This is a genomic window from Microbacterium sp. NPDC055357 (assembly GCF_053644835.1).
Window position 1 is genome coordinate 697,109 of sequence record NZ_JBSHLZ010000001.1, and the last position, 18,964, is coordinate 716,072.

The 18,964-nt window shown below is 69.7% G+C and carries 20 protein-coding genes; 17 read left to right on the forward strand and 3 right to left on the reverse strand.

What is annotated here, in order from left to right:
- Nucleotides 1-118 precede the first annotated feature (118 nt).
- A complete protein-coding gene (hflX, locus tag ACWICD_RS02940) occupies nt 119-1,645 on the forward strand; it encodes a GTPase HflX (RefSeq protein WP_376131384.1) in 1,527 nt (508 codons plus the stop codon).
- A 9-nt stretch (nt 1,646-1,654) separates the two neighbouring features.
- Here hflX and ACWICD_RS02945 read toward each other — a convergent pair whose 3' ends face one another.
- Together ACWICD_RS02945 and lexA are read right to left on the reverse strand one after the other, a co-directional pair.
- Nucleotides 1,655-3,571, reverse strand: coding sequence for a S9 family peptidase (locus ACWICD_RS02945; protein ID WP_454139213.1), 1,917 nt, complete (start codon nt 3,569-3,571; stop codon nt 1,655-1,657).
- A gap of 34 nt (nt 3,572-3,605) precedes the next feature.
- On the reverse strand, nt 3,606-4,286 hold the full coding sequence (gene lexA, locus ACWICD_RS02950; RefSeq protein ID WP_376128220.1) for a transcriptional repressor LexA: 681 nt from the start codon (nt 4,284-4,286) through the stop codon (nt 3,606-3,608).
- 231 nt (nt 4,287-4,517) lie between these two features.
- On the opposite strand from lexA, the gene ACWICD_RS02955 reads away from it, so the two are divergent.
- From ACWICD_RS02955 to ACWICD_RS02980, 6 genes are all read left to right on the forward strand, one after another.
- Nucleotides 4,518-4,874, forward strand: coding sequence for a LysM peptidoglycan-binding domain-containing protein (locus ACWICD_RS02955; protein ID WP_454139214.1), 357 nt, complete (start codon nt 4,518-4,520; stop codon nt 4,872-4,874).
- Between the two features lie 93 nt (nt 4,875-4,967).
- On the forward strand, nt 4,968-6,005 hold the full coding sequence (locus ACWICD_RS02960) for a histidinol-phosphate transaminase (RefSeq protein WP_454139236.1): 1,038 nt from the start codon (nt 4,968-4,970) through the stop codon (nt 6,003-6,005).
- On the forward strand, nt 6,002-6,616 hold the full coding sequence (gene hisB, locus ACWICD_RS02965; protein WP_454139215.1) for an imidazoleglycerol-phosphate dehydratase HisB: 615 nt from the start codon (nt 6,002-6,004) through the stop codon (nt 6,614-6,616). Before ACWICD_RS02960 ends, hisB begins: the two co-directional genes overlap by 4 nt.
- Nucleotides 6,613-7,263 (forward strand): imidazole glycerol phosphate synthase subunit HisH, encoded by a 651-nt coding sequence (gene hisH, locus ACWICD_RS02970; RefSeq protein WP_376128214.1) that lies wholly within the window; start codon nt 6,613-6,615, stop codon nt 7,261-7,263. Before hisB ends, hisH begins: the two co-directional genes overlap by 4 nt.
- Before the next feature lie 51 nt (nt 7,264-7,314).
- On the forward strand, nt 7,315-8,061 hold the full coding sequence (gene priA / locus ACWICD_RS02975) for a bifunctional 1-(5-phosphoribosyl)-5-((5-phosphoribosylamino)methylideneamino)imidazole-4-carboxamide isomerase/phosphoribosylanthranilate isomerase PriA (protein ID WP_376128213.1): 747 nt from the start codon (nt 7,315-7,317) through the stop codon (nt 8,059-8,061).
- Complete coding sequence (locus ACWICD_RS02980) at nt 8,045-8,827, forward strand: SseB family protein (protein WP_376128212.1); 783 nt, start codon at nt 8,045-8,047, stop codon at nt 8,825-8,827. Before priA ends, ACWICD_RS02980 begins: the two co-directional genes overlap by 17 nt.
- A gap of 3 nt (nt 8,828-8,830) precedes the next feature.
- On the opposite strand, the gene ACWICD_RS02985 is transcribed toward ACWICD_RS02980, so the two are convergent.
- Nucleotides 8,831-9,244, reverse strand: a complete 414-nt coding sequence (locus ACWICD_RS02985; protein ID WP_454139216.1) for a DUF1844 domain-containing protein — start codon at nt 9,242-9,244, stop codon at nt 8,831-8,833.
- 249 nt (nt 9,245-9,493) lie between these two features.
- Between ACWICD_RS02985 and infC the strand changes: the two genes are divergently transcribed.
- From infC to pheT, 10 genes are all read left to right on the forward strand, one after another.
- The gene (gene infC / locus ACWICD_RS02990; protein ID WP_376128227.1) at nt 9,494-10,105 is read left to right on the forward strand and encodes a translation initiation factor IF-3; all 612 of its coding nucleotides are present in this window, start codon (nt 9,494-9,496) and stop codon (nt 10,103-10,105) included.
- Between the two features lie 68 nt (nt 10,106-10,173).
- A complete protein-coding gene (gene rpmI, locus ACWICD_RS02995) occupies nt 10,174-10,368 on the forward strand; it encodes a 50S ribosomal protein L35 (protein WP_376128208.1) in 195 nt (64 codons plus the stop codon).
- A gap of 30 nt (nt 10,369-10,398) precedes the next feature.
- Nucleotides 10,399-10,782 (forward strand): 50S ribosomal protein L20, encoded by a 384-nt coding sequence (gene rplT, locus ACWICD_RS03000; protein WP_376128206.1) that lies wholly within the window; start codon nt 10,399-10,401, stop codon nt 10,780-10,782.
- A 187-nt stretch (nt 10,783-10,969) separates the two neighbouring features.
- A complete protein-coding gene (locus tag ACWICD_RS03005) occupies nt 10,970-11,764 on the forward strand; it encodes a TrmH family RNA methyltransferase (RefSeq protein WP_376128204.1) in 795 nt (264 codons plus the stop codon).
- A gap of 72 nt (nt 11,765-11,836) precedes the next feature.
- On the forward strand, nt 11,837-12,625 hold the full coding sequence (locus tag ACWICD_RS03010; protein WP_376128202.1) for an amino acid ABC transporter ATP-binding protein: 789 nt from the start codon (nt 11,837-11,839) through the stop codon (nt 12,623-12,625).
- Between the two features lie 61 nt (nt 12,626-12,686).
- The gene (locus tag ACWICD_RS03015; protein WP_376128200.1) at nt 12,687-13,595 is read left to right on the forward strand and encodes a glutamate ABC transporter substrate-binding protein; all 909 of its coding nucleotides are present in this window, start codon (nt 12,687-12,689) and stop codon (nt 13,593-13,595) included.
- Between the two features lie 60 nt (nt 13,596-13,655).
- The gene (locus ACWICD_RS03020) at nt 13,656-14,303 is read left to right on the forward strand and encodes an amino acid ABC transporter permease (RefSeq protein WP_376128198.1); all 648 of its coding nucleotides are present in this window, start codon (nt 13,656-13,658) and stop codon (nt 14,301-14,303) included.
- A complete protein-coding gene (locus ACWICD_RS03025) occupies nt 14,300-15,220 on the forward strand; it encodes an amino acid ABC transporter permease (protein WP_376128196.1) in 921 nt (306 codons plus the stop codon). The genes ACWICD_RS03020 and ACWICD_RS03025 overlap by 4 nt, the downstream gene beginning before the upstream one ends.
- Nucleotides 15,221-15,266: 46 nt before the next feature.
- Nucleotides 15,267-16,316: a phenylalanine--tRNA ligase subunit alpha gene (pheS, locus tag ACWICD_RS03030; RefSeq protein ID WP_376128195.1), complete on the forward strand. Its 1,050-nt coding sequence runs from the start codon at nt 15,267-15,269 to the stop codon at nt 16,314-16,316.
- Nucleotides 16,316-18,826: a phenylalanine--tRNA ligase subunit beta gene (gene pheT, locus ACWICD_RS03035; RefSeq protein WP_454139217.1), complete on the forward strand. Its 2,511-nt coding sequence runs from the start codon at nt 16,316-16,318 to the stop codon at nt 18,824-18,826. The genes pheS and pheT overlap by 1 nt, the downstream gene beginning before the upstream one ends.
- Nucleotides 18,827-18,964 lie beyond the last annotated feature (138 nt).

Genomic DNA, 18,964 nt, shown 5'->3' on the forward strand with positions numbered 1-18,964 from the left:
GAGTGACGAGCGTAGCGGAGGTGGCCTCACAGGGGGGAGGCTAGAATCCTCGGGCGATCGCCCGCCGTGCATGACGAATCACATGCCGCCCCTTCCGGGCGGCATCCGAAAGGAACACATGACCGATACGACGACACCCGGCAGCACCGACGAGACGCCGCTCGAAGAGATCGACGCGGTGGATCGCGTGCTGGCGCGCGCCGATGCGCGGTCGGGGGTTCGCGTGTTCGGTTCCGCGCAGGCGCTGCAAGATGACACGACCGTCGCCCGGACCGACGCCGACGGCGAGCAGTGGGACCGTGAGGAGCGCGCAGCGCTGCGCCGCGTTCCGGGCCTGTCGACCGAACTCGACGACGTCACCGAGGTCGAGTACCGGCAGCTGCGTCTCGAGAACGTCGTACTCGTGGGCGTGCACCCGCAGGGAGAGCAGGCGGATGCCGAGAACTCGCTGCGCGAGCTCGCTGCGCTCGCCGAGACCGCCGGTGCCGTCGTCCTCGACGCGGTCATGCAGCGCCGACCCCATCCCGACCCCGCGACCTATGTCGGACGCGGCAAGGCCGAAGAGCTGCGTGACATCGTCGCCGCCGTCGGCGCGGACACGGTCATCGCCGACACCGAGCTCGCGCCCAGCCAGCGCCGTGCGCTCGAGGACGTCGTCAAGGTCAAGGTGATCGACCGCACGACGGTGATCCTCGACATCTTCAGCCAGCACGCCAAGAGCCGTGAGGGCAAGGCCCAGGTCGAACTGGCTCAGCTCGAGTACCTGTTGCCGCGACTGCGCGGCTGGGGCGACTCGATGAGCCGTCAGGCCGGTGGGCAGGTCGGCGCGGGCGGGGCCGGCATGGGCTCACGCGGTCCGGGCGAGACCAAGATCGAGCTCGACCGGCGTCGCATCCGAACCCGCATGGCGCAGCTGCGCCGCCAGATCCGCGACTTCGCTCCCGCGCGCGATGCCAAGCGCGCCGAGCGCAAGCGCAACACGATTCCCGCCGTCGCGATCGCCGGCTACACGAACGCGGGCAAGTCGAGCCTGCTCAACCGGCTGACGCGCGCCGGCGTACTCGTCGAGAACGCGCTGTTCGCGACGCTGGACACGTCGGTGCGACGTTCGCAGACCTCGGACGGACGCGTCTACACGCTCACCGACACCGTCGGGTTCGTGCGCAACCTGCCGCACCAGCTCGTCGAGGCGTTCCGTTCGACGCTCGAAGAGGTCGGCGAAGCGGATGTGCTGCTGCACGTCGTGGACGCCTCGCACCCCGATCCCGCCGCGCAGCTCGCGACCGTCCGCGACGTGATCGGCGACGTGGGGGCGCGCGAGACGCGTGAGATCGTGGTGTTCAACAAGGCCGACCTCGTCGACGACGACAGCCGTCTCGTGCTGCGCGGCCTCGAGCCGAATGCGCACTTCGTCTCGTCCCGCACGGGCGAGGGCCTCGAAGAGCTGCGCGCCGTGATCGAAGAGGCGCTGCCTCTGCCCGCCGTCGAAGTGCGCGCGATCGTGCCCTACGACCGCGGCGACCTCATCTCGGCCGCCCACGAGACGGGGATCATCCTCGACCAGGAGCACCGTGGCGAGGGGACCTATCTGCACGCGCACGTGAACGAGCGCCTCGCCGCCGAACTCGCGGTCTTCCCCGCCTGAGCGGCGCCGTCAGTCGCCCGTCGCGAGTGTGACGGGCGGCACATCCGGCGGCGTGAAGCCGAACACGGCGCCCAGGAACGCCAGTTCGGTCTCGAGCGCGTGCACGACCGTCTCGGCCTTGCGGAAACCGTGGCCCTCGCCCTCGTAGAGCACATACGCGTGCGGCACGCCGTGCGCCGCGAGAGCGTCGCGCACCGCTTCGGACTGCGCCGGCGGCACGACCCGGTCATCGGCGCCCTGCAGCAGCAGCAGCGGCACACGGAACAGTGCGGGACGGCTGAGCGGCGATCGCTCGATGTAGACGTCTTCGGCCTCGGGCAGGGGGCCGATGAGCCCGTCGAGATAGCGTGCCTCGAAGTCGTGCGTGTCGGCCGCGAGGGAACGCGCATCTCCCACGCCGTAGCGTGAGATCCCCGCCGAGAACGCGTCGGTGCGCGTGACGGCGGCGAGCACCGTCCACCCGCCGGCCGATCCTCCCGCGATCGCGATGCGCGCGGAGTCGGCGACACCGGATGCTGCCAACCCGGCGGCCGCCGCCGCGACATCATCGACGTCGACGACGCCCCACTGTCCGCGCAGCCGTTCACGGTAGGCGCGCCCGTATCCCGTGGAGCCACCGTAGTTCACGTCGAGCACGCCGATGCCGCGGCTCGTGAGGTAGGCGACCTTGCCGGAGGCCGCCGGTCCGGAATGCGCCGTCGGGCCGCCGTGCACGAACACGACGTACGGCGGCAGCTCGTCTGCGGGGGCGGTCGCCCGCGGATTCGTCGGGGGATAGTCGAACGCGTGCACGGGGCCGTGCGGGCCGTCGAACGTGACGGCGCGGGGCTGCGGCATCCATTCGCGTCCCCACGCGGTCTCACCGCCGCGGACGACTCGGGCGCCGGCGGGGTCGTCGACGTCGACCAGCCACAGCGCCGGTCCCGAGACGGTGTCGGCACCGCTCACGAGCACGCGCGTTCCCGAGACGTCCTCGATCGACGCGTTCGCCGAAACGGGCAGGCCGAGCGGAGTCGCCGTGCCGTCCGCGAGGTCGACGAGGACGACCTCGTCGCCGCCGTGCGTCCGCACGGCGACGACGCGACCGCCGTCGACGGGGGCGAACCACCGGGTGCCGAGCACCCAGATACCGCCGCCGGTATCGGCGTCGACGGGGGCCACGGGGCTCGGCGCGGTGCCGAGCCGGTGACGGTACAGGTTCCAGCGCCCGGTCGGGTCATCGGCGTAGAGCAGTTCGTCGTCGCCCAGCCACACGGGCTGGAGGGGGGAGGCGCCTTCGTCGAAGACCGTCGCGGCGCCCCCGTCGAGCGCGCTGACGCGCAGCTGTGCGCGATCCCACGGCATGTCGGGATGGTTCCACGCGACCCACGCGAGGTGCGTCCCGTCGGGGCTGAGCGCCGGATGCGCGACGAAATCGGTGCCTCCCGCGAGCGACACGATCGCAGCGGCGTCGTCGCCCGCCGACCCGTCGAGAGGAATCTCGACGATGTCTCGCGCGGGGGTCGGGCCGGCCCCGTGCGCTTCGCGCACCGCCAGCAGCCGACCCGACTGCACGGTCAGGCCGCCGAAGCGCACGTCGACGTCACCCGGCGGCGTGAGCGCGAGGAGCTCACCCCCGGGACGGAGCAGCCGGACGCGCTGGTCGGTCTTCTCGACGAACACGAGCGCCCCGTCGTCGGTGGCCGTCCACGACCCGCCCCCGTACTCGTGCACGCTCGACCGCGCGCTCCAGGGTGCCGGGAGGAGGTCTTCCACTCCGCCGGATGCCGTGCGTCTGCGCACCGTCGTGCGGCCGGCCTCTTCGGGGACGCCCTCACCCCACCACACGTCGTCGCCGACGAGGCGGGCGCCTTCGATGCGGGGCGAAGCGGCGGACACGGCCGCAGCGGTCAGAGGGGAAGGCCAGGAGCCGTAAGGAGTCGTCACCCCTCCACGCTAAGCCGTGCCGCGGACAAGCGGCTCAGACGGCGCGCAGGACCGCGACGACCTTGCCGAGCACGACGGCGTCGTCGCCGAGGATCGGCTCGAACGCGGAGTTGCGGGGGAGGAGCCAGGTGTGACCGTCGCGCTGACGGAAGGTCTTCACGGTCGCCTCGCCGTCGAGCATCGCCGCCACGATCTCGCCGTTGTCGGCCGTCGCCTGCGAACGCACGACGACCCAGTCGCCGTCGCAGATCGCGGCATCGATCATCGAGTCGCCCGAGACGCGCAGCATGAACAGGTCGCCCTTGCCGACGAGTTGCCGGGGCAGGGGGAAGATCTCGTCGATGTGCTGATCAGCGGTGATCGGCACGCCCGCCGCGATGCGGCCGACGAGCGGGACGAGCGCGGCGTCGCCCACCGACGGCGCAGCATCGGCGGGGTTCTCGGCCGCACTGCCGGGCAGGTCGATGAGCACCTCCATCGCGCGGGTCTTCCCGGCATCGCGGCGCAGGTACCCGCTCAGCTCGAGCTGATTGAGCTGATGCGTCACGCTCGAGAGCGACTTGAGCCCGACGGCGTCGCCGATCTCGCGCATGCTCGGGGGGTAGCCGTGCCGCGCAATCGACCGCTGGATGACCTCGAGGATCGCCAGCTGCTTGTCGCTGAGGCTCTTCCGTCGTCGCGTCTGCGGCTTCTCGCGCCCGCCTGCGTCGCTCATATCGACTCCTGTCTTCGAATGTCGGAGGCCCGTGGTGGGGTGGCCACATCGAAACCGTATCCGGTTCTGCGGGGTTCAGGGGGCACGAGTTCCGCGTGTCGCGTTCGAACATCGCACGATCCGGCTCGGGGTTGACACCGTCCAGCATCGAAGATAGCTTCGGAACAGGAGTTCGCATCCGGCTTTCCCGGCCGAAAGTCGGATGCGAACCTTCCCACCAGGAGGAACCGCATGACCGCCATCGCCATCCCCGCTCCCTCGTCCCGCACCCGTCTGCGCACCACGGCGCGCGGCCGCCGCGTGCTCGCGTGTGCGGCAGCGCTGCCTCTGGCCGGACTGCTGGCGCTCGCCGTGCTGAGCGGCGGCTCGGCTGTCGCGTCGCGCGACAGCGGTGGCGCGTCGGCGACGTTCGCGACCGTGACCGTGACGTACGGCGACACGCTCTGGTCGATCGCGCAGTCCGTTGCTCCGCAACACGATCCGCGCGACGTCGTCGATGCGATCGCACGACTGAACGCGCTGCCGGGCGGCGCGATCGAGCTCGGCCAGTCGCTCGCGATTCCCGCCGAGTACGCACCCGCCGGCTGACGCTCCGAGGCACCACCGCGCGTGAAGCGGCCTACGATTGCCTGCGTGACCTCCCGCCTCGACGCCCTGCCCATCCGAGACGATCTGCGGGGCATGACGCCCTACGGTGCACCGCAAGCGCCGCTTCCCGTCGCGCTGAACGTCAACGAGAACACGCACCCCGTGCCGCAAGAGGTCGCCGACGACATCCTCGACTCCGTCGCGATCGCGCTGCACGATGTGAACCGCTACCCCGATCGCGAGTTCGTCGGACTGCGCGAAGGGTTCGCGGAATACCTCGGGCACGGGCTCACCGCCGACCAGATCTGGGCCGCCAACGGATCCAACGAAGTGCTCCAGCACGTGCTGCAGGCCTTCGGCGGGCCGGGGCGCACGGCCTTCGGCTTCGCTCCCACGTACTCGATGTACCCGCTGCTCGCGCGCGCGACCGGAGCATCGTGGACGGGCGGCACGCGCGAGCCGGACTTCACGATCACGGCCGACGACGCGGCATCCCAGGTCGCACGGGCCCAGGCCGACGTCGTGTTCCTGTGCGCACCGAACAACCCCACGGGCACTCCGCTGCCTCTCGACGTCGTCGAGGCCGTCTACGACGCCACGGCGGGCGTCGTCGTCGTCGACGAGGCCTATCAGGAGTTCGCCCCCCACGGGTCCGCCTCGGCCGTGACGCTCCTGCCCGGGCGCGAGCGACTCATCGTCTCGCGCACCATGAGCAAGGCGTTCGCCTTCGCCGGCGCGAGAGTGGGATACCTCGCCGCTGACGAGGCCGTCATCGATGCGCTGCGTCTCGTCCGGCTGCCGTATCACTTGAGCGCTCTCACCCAGGCGGCGGCGACGGCCGCGCTGCGCCACGCTCCCGTCATGCTCAGCATGGTCGACGAGATCATCGTTCAGCGCGATCGCATCTCGGCGACGGTCGAGGCGCTCGGGTACGCGCCGCACGAATCCTGGACGAACTTCGTGCTGTTCGGGGGAGTCGATGACCCCGCGGCCGTGTGGCGTGCACTGTACGAGCAGGGTGTCCTCATCCGCGACGTCGGGATCCCGCACCACCTGCGGGTGACGGCGGGCACCGAAGACGAGACGACGGCGTTCCTCGACGCGCTGGCCTCGATAGAATCGACCGCATGACCCGTCCTGACGACCACCGCGTCGCCTCCGCCCGACGCGCGACGAGCGAGTCCACCGTCGAGCTCGAGCTCGACCTCGACGGAACCGGGCGCAGTCACATCGACACGACGGTGCCGTTCTTCGACCACATGCTGACGGCGTTCGCGAAGCACTCCCTGACGGATCTGACGGTGCGCGCCTCGGGCGACACCCACATCGACGCCCACCACACCGTGGAGGACGTCTCGATCGTCCTCGGGCAGGCGATCGGCGAGGCGCTCGGCGACAAGGCGGGCATCTCGCGGTACGGCGACGCGCTCGTGCCGCTCGACGAGGCACTCGCGCAGGCGGTCGTCGACATCAGCGGGCGTCCCTTCCTCGTGCACACGGGCGAGCCCGCGGGCTTCGAGCTCCACCTCATCGGCGGTCACTTCACCGGCTCGCTGGTGCGCCACACGTTCGAGGCGATCTCGTTCCACGCGGGGCTCACGACGCACGTCAGGCTCCTGGCCGGGCGCGACCCGCACCACATCGCCGAGGCCGAGTACAAAGCGTTCGCGCGCGCATTCCGCCAGGCCAAGGCCCGCGACCCGCTCGTCGAGGGCATCCCGAGCACGAAGGGTGCTCTGTGACCTCTCGCCCGCTCGTCGCGGTCCTCGACTACGGCTCGGGAAACGTCCATTCCGCCGTCAAAGCGCTGACGCTCGCGGGGGCCGACGCGCGACTCACCGCCGATCGCGGTCTCGCGCTCGACGCTGACGGGCTGCTCGTGCCCGGCGTCGGGGCGTTCGCCGCCGTCATGCAGGCACTGCGCGCCATCCGCGGCGAGGAGATCATCGACCGACGGCTGGCCGGCGGCCGGCCCGTGCTCGGGATCTGCGTCGGGATGCAGGTGCTGTTCGAGCGGGGCCTCGAACGCGGGACCGTCACCGAGGGTCTCGGGGAGTGGCCCGGTGCGGTCACCGAGCTCGATGCGCCCGTGCTGCCGCACATGGGGTGGAACACCGTCGATGCCGCGCCCGGCTCGCGGCTGTTCGCCGGGATCGAGCAGGAGCGCTTCTACTTCGTGCACTCCTTCGCCGCGCAGCAGTGGCAGCTCGAGCCGCAGGAGCCCTTCGCGGCGCCGACCCTGACGTGGGCGACGCACGGCGGGCGTTTCCTCGCCGCCGTCGAGAACGGCCCGCTCTCGGCGACGCAGTTCCATCCCGAGAAGTCGGGCTCCGCCGGCATCCGCCTGCTGTCGAATTGGGTCGACGGCCTCGGCGCGACTAGCCTCTGAAGTCGTGTCGTCCGCGCCGTCCGGCCGCGTGAGAGTCCCACACGAGGAGCCATGAACGATTTCGCGTCCACACCCGAACTGATCCTGCTTCCCGCCGTCGACGTGGCAGGCGGCAAGGCCGTCCGGCTCACCCAGGGTGAGGCCGGCACCGAGACGAGCTACGGCGACCCGATCGACGCGGCCCACGACTGGGCCGAGCAGGGCGCGCAGTGGATTCACCTGGTCGATCTCGATGCGGCCTTCGGTCGCGGCAGCAACGCCGCCGTGCTGCGCAAGGTCATCAAGCACGTCAAGGGCGTGCAGGTCGAGGTGTCCGGCGGTATCCGCGACGACCGCTCGCTCGAATCGGCGCTCGAATCCGGTGCATCCCGCGTCAACCTCGGCACGGCGGCGCTCGAGAACCCCGAATGGGCGGCGTCGGTCATCAGCCGCTACGGCGAGTTCGTGGCCGTCGGCCTCGACGTGCGCGGCACGACGCTCGCCGCGCGCGGCTGGACGCGCGAAGGCGGCGACCTGTGGGCCGTCCTCGAGCGTCTCGAAGAGGCCGGGTGCAGCCGCTACGTCGTGACCGACGTCACGAAGGACGGCATGCTGAACGGCCCGAACCTCGAGCTGCTGCGTGAGATGACCTCGCGCACGCCCAAACCGGTCATCGCCTCGGGCGGCGTCTCGAGCCTCGACGACATCGCGGCGCTGCGGGAGCTCGTCTCGCTCGGCGTCGAAGGCGCGATCGTCGGCAAGGCGCTCTACGCGGGAGCGTTCACGCTCGCCGAGGCGCTGGATGTCGCAGGACGCTGAGGGCTGCCACGACGCGCACCTGTCGGACTCCGCGGGGGTTCCGTGGGAGGGGCGCAGTTTCCAGGCCAATCCGCACACGCACGACGACGGGTCCGCCGACCCGCAGCTGCTCGCGGCGCTGCAGGCGTTCCGCGCCGGCGCCGGCGATCAGACGGCGATCGTCGAAGCGTACCGCCGAGCCCGCCTGCTGATCCCGCTCGTCGCCGAGAAGGGCGACGAGGGGATCGGACCGCACGGCCACGTCGTCGACAAGACGCAGGAGCTCTCGATCGTCACGGTCGCAGCTCCTGACGGACGACGTGTGCTGCCCGTGTTCACCTCGGTCGAGACGATGTCCCGATGGGATGCCGCGGCTCGGCCCGTGCCGGCCGACGGCGTGCGCACGGCGGTGGCCGCCGTCGACGATGACACCGACCTGATCGTGATCGACCCGACCTCGCCGACCGAGCTCGTGCTGCGCCGCCCCGCCGTGTGGGCGATCGCGCAGGGGCACGCGTGGGAGCCGAGCTTCTCGTCGCCCGAGGTCTTCGCGGGGCTGGCCGAGAGCATCGGGGGAGAGCTCGCGGTGCTCGACCTGTCCGTGGAGCCCGGCGATCCCACGGCCAGGCTGCGCGGCCCGGAGCTCGTCGTGAGACTGCACCTCATCGACGGGCTCGACGCGAGCGCCCTCGACGCCGTGCTGTCCCGGCTGGCATCCCGATGGGCAGCCGATGACCGGATCGCGGTGCTCGTGGACTCGCTGACGGTCAAGCTCGTCCGCGGCTGATCGTCAGGTGACCGGGCCGGTCCACTTCTCGCCGGGGCCCTTGCCGATCGGGTCTTCGATGACCGAAGCCTCGCGGAAGGCGAGCTGGAGCGAGCGCAGACCGTCGCGCAGCGAGCGCGCGTGCATGTCGCTGATCTCCGGAGCGCCGGCGGTGATAAGGCCCGCGAGCGCGTTGATGAGCTTGCGCCCTTCGTCGAGGTCGGTCTGCGCCGCCGGATCGTCGGCGAGGCCGACCTTGACCGCTGCGGCGCTCATGAGGTGCACGGCCGCCGTCGTGATGATCTCGACGGCGGGGACGTCGGCGATATCGCGGGTCGCCGACGAGGCTGCGCGCTCCTGCTCCTCCCAGCGGCGGTGCCGCTCGTCGTCGTCACCGCGCGCGGCATCCTGTGCTTCGTCATCCCGAATCGTGTTCACGCGACTCTTTCTGCTAGACTGTGGCGGTCTTCGGAGCGTTCTGCTCCGGAGTGGAAAGTGGATCACATCCCACCCGCGCTTGCCGCTCCAGGCTACCGGGTCTTGCACTCCGCCCCGCGCGCACAAACGTACGGGGCAGTCAGGGTGCAGCAAGCCGGCGCTCGCGCCGTCTGGGTGGAATGCTCCTCTTCCGCCCGCGACACACCCGTGCCGCGGTGCCGACACCCCGCACGATAAGAGGAGCTCCGCATCAGCGATCCCCGTACCAATGACCGCATCCGCGTCCCCGAGGTCCGTCTCGTGGGTCCCGCCGGAGAGCAGGTCGGCGTCGTCCGCATCGAAGTGGCGCTGCGTCTGGCGCAGGAGGCTGACCTTGATCTCGTCGAGGTGGCCCCGAACTCGAAGCCTCCCGTGGTCAAGATCATGGACTACGGCAAGTTCAAGTACGAGGCAGCGCAGAAGGCCAAGGAAGCACGTCGCAACCAGGCGAACACGGTCCTCAAAGAGGTCCGCTTCCGGCTGAAGATCGACGCGCACGACTACCAGACCAAGCGCAAGCGCGCCGAGGGCTTCCTCAAGACCGGCGACAAGGTGAAGGCGATGATCCTGTTCCGCGGTCGTGAGCAGTCGCGTCCCGAGCAGGGCGTGCGTCTGCTGCGCAAGTTCGCCGAGGATGTCGCCGAGTTCGGAACGGTCGAGTCGAGCCCCACGATCGACGGGCGGAACATGGTCATGGTGATCGCACCGCACAAGAACAAGTCCGAAGTGAAGACCGAGCAGAACGCCCAGCGCGCCGCCAACAAAGAGGCAGCACGTTCTTCTCGCTCGGGCTCGTCGGACGAAGACACCGACGCCGCATAGGCCCGCAGATTCCCGCTCCGGCGGGTTACGACTCCCGCCCCGGCGGGAAAGACAACGAAGGAAGAGAAATGCCGAAGCAGAAGACCCACTCGGGTGCCAAGAAGCGTTTCAAGGTCACCGGCAGCGGCAAGATCATGAGGCAGCAGGCGAACCTCCGCCACAACTTCGAGGGCAAGCCGACCAAGCGCACGCGCCGTCTGTCCGCCGACAAGATCCTGGCTCCCGGCGACGCCAAGGTCGCCAAGAAGCTCCTCGGTCTCTGAGCGCTCTCGCACGAATAGGAACGAAACGAAATGGCTAGAGTCAAGCGGGCCGTCAACGCCCAGAAGAAGCGTCGCGTCATCCTCGAACGCGCCTCCGGATACCGGGGTCAGCGTTCGCGCCTGTACCGCAAGGCGAAGGAGCAGGTCACCCACTCGCTCGTCTACGCGTACCGCGACCGCCGCAAGCGCAAGGGCGACTTCCGCCGCCTGTGGATCCAGCGCATCAACGCCGCTGCCCGCCAGAACGGCATCACGTACAACCGCTTCATCCAGGGCCTCGGCCTCGCGGGCGTGCAGGTCGATCGCCGCATGCTCGCCGAGCTCGCGGTGAACGAGCCGGCCACGTTCGCGTCGCTCGTCGAGACCGCGCGCAAGGCGCTGCCCGAGAACGTCAACGCGCCCAAGAGCGCCTGACCGACCCGGTCATCGCGGAGCGCCGCAGGCGCACATCGAAGGGCGTCCTCCTCCGGGAGGGCGCCCTTCGCCGTTCCCCGTCCCCATGACCGCGAGACTGCAGGGGGAGGCCGAGACTGCGGGTGAACCCCACGGTCTCGGCGCTCCGATGCGGTCTCGCGGTCACCGCGGGATCTATGCTGAGAGCGTGCTCGAGAACCCGCGGTCGCCCCGAGTACGCGCGGTGGCCAAGCTGACCAAACGCAGTGCGCGCCAGGAGACCGGGCTCTTCCTGCTCGAAGGACCGCAGGCCGCGCGCGAAGCGCTCGCCTACCGCCCGGACACGCTCGTCGAGGTGTTCGCGACACCCACGGCGTTCGAGAAGCACACCGACATCCGCGACGCCGCGACCGACGCCGGCGTCGAGGTCGTCTTCACGACCGAAGCCGTGCTCGACGCCATGGCCGACACGGTCACGCCGCAGGGCATCGTCGCCGTCGCCCGCCAGACGCCGACATCGGTGCGCGATGTGTTCGCGGCATCCCCCCGCCTCGTCGTGATCTGCGAGGAAGTGCGCGACCCCGGCAACCTCGGCACGATCATCCGAGCAGCGGATGCCGCCGGAGCCGACGCCGTCGTGCTGACCGGTCGCACGGTCGATCCCTACAACCCCAAGGTCGTCCGCGCCACGACCGGCTCGCTCTTCCACCTTCCCGTCGCCGTCGGCGTCGACCTCAGCGTGGCGATCGAACGGGCACGCGCGGCGGACGTGCGCGTCATCGCGGCCGACGTCGGAGGAGAGGACTTCCTCGCGGCGCGGACGCTGCTGGCAGAACCCACGGCGTGGCTGTTCGGAAACGAGGCGCGCGGCCTCGACGACGAGGCGCTCGCCCTGGTCGATCTGTCGCTGCGACTGCCCATCTACGGTGCCGCCGAATCGCTGAACCTCGCGACCGCCGCGAGCGTCTGCCTGTACGAGACGGCCTTCGCGCAGCGCGCGTGACTCCGGTCACGGATCGATAAAGCTCGGTGGCGACACCTGCATCGCGTCGGCACGCACCCGTAGGGTGTCGATATGACGACCTCCGATGCTGCGCCGAAGACGTCGAACATCAGCGTCAGGCGGGGTGACCCGCTCGTCGAGATCACCGACGTGCAGAAGCACTACGGCGATTTCCAGGCGCTCACCGACATCAACCTCACCGTGAACCGCGGTGAGGTCGTCGTCGTGATCGGGCCGTCCGGCTCGGGCAAGTCGACGCTGTGCCGCACGATCAACCGGCTCGAGACGATCACGAGCGGCAGCATCACGATCGACGGCAAAGAGCTGCCCAAAGAGGGCAAGGGGCTCGCCGCGCTGCGCGCAGACGTCGGCATGGTGTTCCAGTCGTTCAACCTCTTCTCGCACCTCACGATCCTCGAGAACGTCACGCTCGGCCCGCTCAAGGTCAAGGGCATGAAGAAGGCGGATGCCGACAAGCTCGCCACGCAGCTGCTCGATCGCGTGGGGGTCGGCCACCAGGCGTCCAAGCTCCCGGCACAGCTCTCGGGCGGGCAGCAGCAGCGCGTGGCGATCGCGCGGGCCCTCGCGATGCAGCCGAAGGTCATGCTGTTCGACGAGCCGACGAGCGCGCTCGACCCCGAGATGATCAACGAAGTGCTCGATGTCATGGTCGGCCTCGCGCACGACGGCATGACCATGATCGTCGTGACGCACGAGATGGGCTTCGCCCGCAAGGCGGCCGATCGCGTCGTGTTCATGGCCGACGGGCTCATCGTCGAAGAGGGCACGCCCGAGGAGTTCTTCACCAACCCGCGGAGCGACCGGGCGAAGGACTTCCTCTCGAAGCTGCTCACCCACTAGACCCCGCGCCCCCAGCACCGGGCGCGGCGCACAAAACGCATACGAAACCCAGGAGGATCACATGCGCAGAACACGTATCGGCGGCGCATTCGCCGGACTCGCCATCGCGGCGCTCGCCCTGACGGCGTGCAACAGCGGCACGCCGGGCACGGCCCCCGAAGACGGCGGAGACGGAACTGACGAAGGCACGGCCTGGTTCACCGTCGCCGAAGACGTCTCGATCGACGACAGCCCCACGTTCGATGCCATGACGAGCCGCGGTGGCGTCGTCGTCGGTGTCAAGGAGGACCAGCCGGGTCTCGGCTTCCTCGACGTCACGACGAACGAGCGCAGCGGCTTCGACGTCGACATCGCGCGTTGGATCGCCGCCTCGCTCGGTTTCGACGAAGCGGACATCGAGTTCAAGCCGATCGCCTCGGCCAACCGCGAGCAGGCGATCATGAACGGCGACATCGACTACTACGTCGGCACCTACTCGATCACCGACAGCCGCAAGGAGTCGATCGACTTCGCCGGACCGTACTTCATCACCGGTCAGGGCCTGCTCGTCGCAGCCGACAGCGACATCACCAGCGAGGACGACCTCGGCTCCGACACCAACGTGTGCTCGGCAACGGGTTCGACTCCGATCCAGAACATCAAGGAGAACTTCCCTGATGTCCCCACGACGGAGTTCGACGTCTACTCGCTCTGCGTCGAAGCCCTCATGAACGGACAGGTCGACGCCGTCACGACGGACCAGGCCATCCTCATCGGCTACGCCGCGCTGTACCCCGACGAGATCAAGGTCGTCGGCGAACCGTTCAGCGAGGAGCGCTACGGCGTGGGCGTGCCCAAGGGCGACGACGCGCTGCGCTCGCACATCAACACGCTGTTCACGGATGGCGGGGAGATCTGGCAGGCGATCTTCGACCGGAACCTCGGCGCATCCGGCATCGTGGTCGAGCAGCCCGCGGTAGACGCGTACTGATCGATCCTGGTCGGGCGTCCGTTCCGCGGGCGCCCGACCCACTCTGAAGAGGGGACGCACGTGGGCGTCATTTTCGACAACTGGGACCTTTGGGGACAGGCGCTGAGCAACACGCTCCTGCTGTTCTTCGCGGGTGGCGTGATGGCGCTCGTCCTCGGAACCCTCGTGGGCGCGATGCGCGTCTCGCCCATACCCATCGCGCGCGGCGTCGGCACGCTCTACGTAAATGTCGTGCGCAACACCCCTCTCACGCTGGTCTTCTTCTTCTTCGCCCTCGCCTACCCGCAGCTCGGTCTGTGGAACCCCGGATACACGGTTCTGGCGATATGGGCGCTGGGCATCTACACGGCGACCTACGTCGCCGAGGTGCTGCGCGCCGGTGTCAACACCGTTCCTCTCGGTCAGGCCGAAGCCGCCCGTGCGCTCGGTCTGGGCTTCGGTCAGGTGATGACGCTCGTCGTGCTTCCCCAGGCGTTCCGCTCCGTCGTGCCGCCCATGATGAGCGTGCTCATCGCGTTGCTGAAGAACACGACGGTTGCGGCGGGCTTCTCGGTGGCTGAGCTCGGAATCATCCGGGCCAACCTCTCCGAGCGCGGAGAGAACGCGCTGGTCGTCCTGCTCTGGGTCGCGGCGGTCTTCGTCGTCCTGGTACTGCTCCTGTCCTGGCTGCAGCGAACACTCGAGAACCGTTGGAGGATCGTGCGATGAGTTCCGTCCTGTACGACCTGCCCGGCCCTCGGGCTGTCATCCGCAACCGGATCCTCGGCATCGTGACGGTGCTCGCGATCGTCGCCGTCATCGGATTCGTCGTCTATCAGATGTTCATCACGGGGCAGCTGTCGCCCGAGAAGTGGTATATCTTCACCTTCGCCTCGGTGTGGGAGCAGATCGCCGCCGCCGCCGGCCGCACGCTCGCCGCCTTCGCCCTCGCCGCGGTGCTCAGCCTCGTCGTCGGGTTCACGCTCGCGATCGGCCGGCTGTCCGATCACGCGTGGGTGCGTGCGCCCTTCGTCTTCCTCGTCGAGATCTTCCGGGCGGTGCCCGTGCTGATCCTCATGATGCTGCTGTTCTACGGGCTCCCCGTCATCGGGGTGAAGATGGACCCGTATTGGGCGGTCGTGATCGCGCTCACGGTCTACAACGGCTCGGTGCTGGCCGAGGTCTTCCGCGCCGGCGTCGAGTCCGTCCCACGCGGCCAGCGCGAAGCGGGCTATGCGATCGGTCTGCGCAAGAACGGCGTCATGCGCCTCATCCTGCTGCCGCAGGCGGTGCGTGCCATGCTGCCCGTCATCGTCGCGCAGCTCGTCGTGACGCTCAAGGACACGGCTCTCGGTTCGATCATCACCTACAACGAACTGCTCTACTTCGGCCGTCTGCTGGGAAGCCAGGCACAGTACGACCGCCCGATCCTGCAGGCGGGCATCGTGATCGCGGTGATCTACATCTCGTTCTGCCTCATCCTGTCCGGCTTCGCGAAGTGGCTCGAGGTGCGCATGCGCCGCTCGCCGCGGATCGCTGCGGCTCAGACGACGATCGATCCGCTGCTGCAGGAGACGACCGACACCGAGCTCATCATCACGCAGCGCGAACGCGACACGCAGCGCAACGACACCCGAGGCGCCTGACCCGCCGCGCGCTGACGTCTGCCGCGCGTCGGTAGACTCGGTTCTCGTGTCCGACGCACCCGAGAACCCCACGATCACGCCCGAGGCGGTGGATGCCGCGGTGCAGGCCGCGCTCGAAGCCATCGCCGCAGCGGGTGACACCGCCGCGCTGAAGTCCGCCCGATCGGCGCACTCCGCCGAAGGCTCACCGCTCGCCCGGCTCAACGCCCAGCTGCGCAATGTCCCGAACGAGCGCAAGGCCGAGTTCGGCAAGCTCGTCGGGCAGGCGCGCGGGCGGGTGACGCAGGCGCTCGCCGCCCGCGAGCAGGAGCTCGTCGCGGCCGAGACCGCGGCTCAGCTCGAAGCCGAGCGGATCGACATCACGGCCCTCGCCGCGCGTGCCCGCGTCGGTGCGCGGCATCCGATCTCGCTGTTGCAGGAGCAGATCGCCGACATCTTCGTCGGCATGGGGTGGGAGATCGCCGAGGGCCCCGAGCTCGAGCACGAGTGGTACAACTTCGACGCCCTGAACTTCGACGTGGACCACCCGGCGCGTCAGATGCAGGACACCTTCTTCGTCGACCCCGTCGCCCGGCATCTCGTCATGCGCACGCACACGAGCCCCGTCCAGGTGCGCTCGATGCTCGAGCGCGACCTGCCGATCTACGTGCTGTGCCCCGGGCGGGTGTACCGCACCGACGAGTTCGACGCGACGCATCTTCCGGTGTTCACGCAGTTCGAGGGCCTCGTCATCGACAAGGGCATCACGATGGCCCACCTCAAGGGCACGCTCGATCACGCCGCGAAGGTGCTCTTCGGCCCCGAGGCCAAGACGCGCTTCCGCGCCAACTACTTCCCCTTCACCGAGCCGTCGGCCGAGCTCGACCTGTGGCACCCGACCTTCACGGGCGGCGCGCGCTGGATCGAGTGGGGCGGATGCGGCATGGTCAACCCCAACGTGCTGCGCGCGGCGGGGATCGACCCGGAGGAGTACTCCGGCTTCGCCTTCGGCATGGGCATCGAGCGCACGCTCATGTTCCGCAGTGACGTCCAGGACATGCGCGACATGGCCGAGGGCGATGTCCGCTTCAGTGAGCAGTTCGGAATGGTGGTCTGATGCGCGTCCCGCTTTCGTGGTTGCGTGAGTACGTCGATGTCGCGGCGGATGCCACGCCCGAAGACGTCCTGGCGGCGCTCGTGTCCGTCGGCTTCGAAGAGGAGGACGTGCACGGATTCGAGCTGTCCGGCCCCATCGTCGTCGGTGAGGTCGTCGAGTACGTCGACGAACCGCAGTCCAACGGCAAGACGATCCGCTGGTGCCAGGTCGACGTCGGCACCGAGCACGGGGGAGTGCGCGGCATCGTGTGCGGCGCGCACAACTTCTTCGCCGGCGACAAGGTCGTCGTGACCTTGCCGGGCTCGGTCCTCCCCGGACCCTTCCCGATCGCGGCGCGCAAGACCTACGGGCACGTCTCGGATGGCATGATCGCCTCGGCCAAGGAGCTCGGACTCGGCGACGAGCACGCCGGCATCCTGCGCCTGGTCGAACTCGGCATCGATGCGCCCTCGGGCACGGATGCGATCGCCCTGCTCGGACTCGATGATGTCGCCGTCGAGGTCAACGTGACCCCCGACCGGGGGTACGCCCTCTCGCTGCGCGGCATCGCCCGCGAGTACGCGCACGCCACGGGCGCGGCGTTCCGCGACCCGGGTCTGCGCGAGTGGGGTGACCTGCAGCAGCCCGCCGAGGGCTTCGCGGTCGCCGTTCGCGACGATGCGCCCATCCGCGGGCGCGTCGGCGCGTCGGAGTTCGCCGTGCGCATCGTGCGCGACGTCGACCCGACCAAGCCCACCCCGGCATGGATGGTCGCACGGCTCACGCTCGCCGGCATCCGCTCGCTCGGCGTCCTCATCGACATCACCAACTACGTCATGCTCGAGCTCGGCCAGCCGATCCACGGCTACGACCTCGACCGGCTCACGGGCGGCATCACGGTGCGCCGCGCGACCGAGGGCGAGACGCTCGAGACGCTCGACGGCAAGGTGCGCACGCTCAGCACGGAGGACCTGCTCATCACGGATGAGTCCGGTCCCATCGGTCTGGCCGGCGTCATGGGCGGCGGCACGACCGAGATGTCGGATGCCACGCGGAACGTGCTCATCGAAGCGGCGATCTTCGACACCGTCTCGATCGCGCGTACGGCCCGTCGTCACAAGCTGCCCAGCGAAGCGTCGCGGCGCTTCGAGCGCGGCGTCGACCCGCTCGTGCCCTTCGTGGCGGCGCGACGCGTTGCCGACCTCATGGTCGAGTACGCCGGCGGCACGCTGGACACCGCCGTCGGCGGCGCGCTGTTCGCTGACGTCCAGATCGCGGGAGTCGCGCTTCCGGCCGGGTTCGTCGAGGGGCTCATCGGCGTCGACTACACCCGTGAGGAGATCGTCGCGGCCCTCGAGATGATCGGATGCGACGTCACCGAGCGTGACGGGGAGTGGATCGTCATCCCGCCGTCCTGGCGCCCCGACCTCACCGACAAGTGGACTCTCGCCGAAGAGGTCGCCCGCATCGAGGGGTACGACCGCATCCCCTCGGTGCTGCCGACGCCGCCGTCGGGTCGCGGGCTCACGCTCGCCCAGCAGGGCCGCCGCCGCGTCGCGAACGCGCTCGCCGCGGCCGGCTATGTCGAGACCCCGTCCTTCCCCTTCACGACCGAGGCCGACAATGACCTGCACGGGTCGGCGTCCGGCGAGCACGTGCCCTCGGTCAAGCTCGCGAACCCGCTCGACGGACAGCATCCGTTCTTGCGCCGCTCGCTCGTGCCCGCTCTGCTGCAGGTCGCGCACCGCAACCAGTCGCGCGGTCTCACCGACCTCGCCCTGTTCGAGACCGGCACCGTGTTCCTGCCCGAGCCGGGTCGCGACTACGGCACGACGGCCGTACCGCCGCTGGCGGTTCGTCCCGACGCAGCGACGCTCACCGAGATCGACGCATCGATCCCCGCGCAGCCTCGGCACGTCGCGGTGCTGCTCACCGGCACGGTCGTCGCGAAGCAGCCCGGACAGCCCGCCGTCACGGCGGGCATCGCCGACGCCCTCGACGCGGTCCGCACGATCGCGCACGCGGCGGGCGTCGATATCGAGGTCGCCCAGGCGCAGCGTGCGGCCCTGCACCCCGGTCGCACCGGCATCCTCTCGGTCGGAAGCACCGAGGTCGGCTACGTCGGCGAAGTGCTGCCCGCCGTCGCCGAGGCGGTCGACCTGCACGGCCGCGTCGTCGTCGCCGAGCTCGACCTCGACCTCGTGCTGCAGCTCGCGGGCGAGCGCGTGGTCGCGGCATCCCTCTCGGGATACCCGGCTGCGACGCAGGACATCTCACTCGTCGTCGCCGACGACCTCGCCGCCGCCGAGGTGCGCGCGGCGCTCGTCGAGGGGGCGGGGGAGCTGCTCGAATCGCTGCGCCTCGTCGATGACTACCGCGGCGCGGGTGTGCCCGAAGGGAGTAAGAGCCTGACGTTCGCGCTGCGCTTCCGGGCGCCCGATCGCACACTCACCGCTGCCGAGGCGACGGACGCGAAGCTCGCGGGCCTCGCCATCGCCGCCGACCGTTTCGGCGCGACTCTGCGCGAGTGACCCGCAACGGCGAGTTGCGGATGCCGCGGTTCGAGGGCTATCGTCGGCGCATGCCTTCGGCCACGCTCCCGCTCTCCACGCGGTTCTCGAGCGCGCTGAACGGCGCGGGCCCGGCCCCCACGCGCCGACGTCTGGACG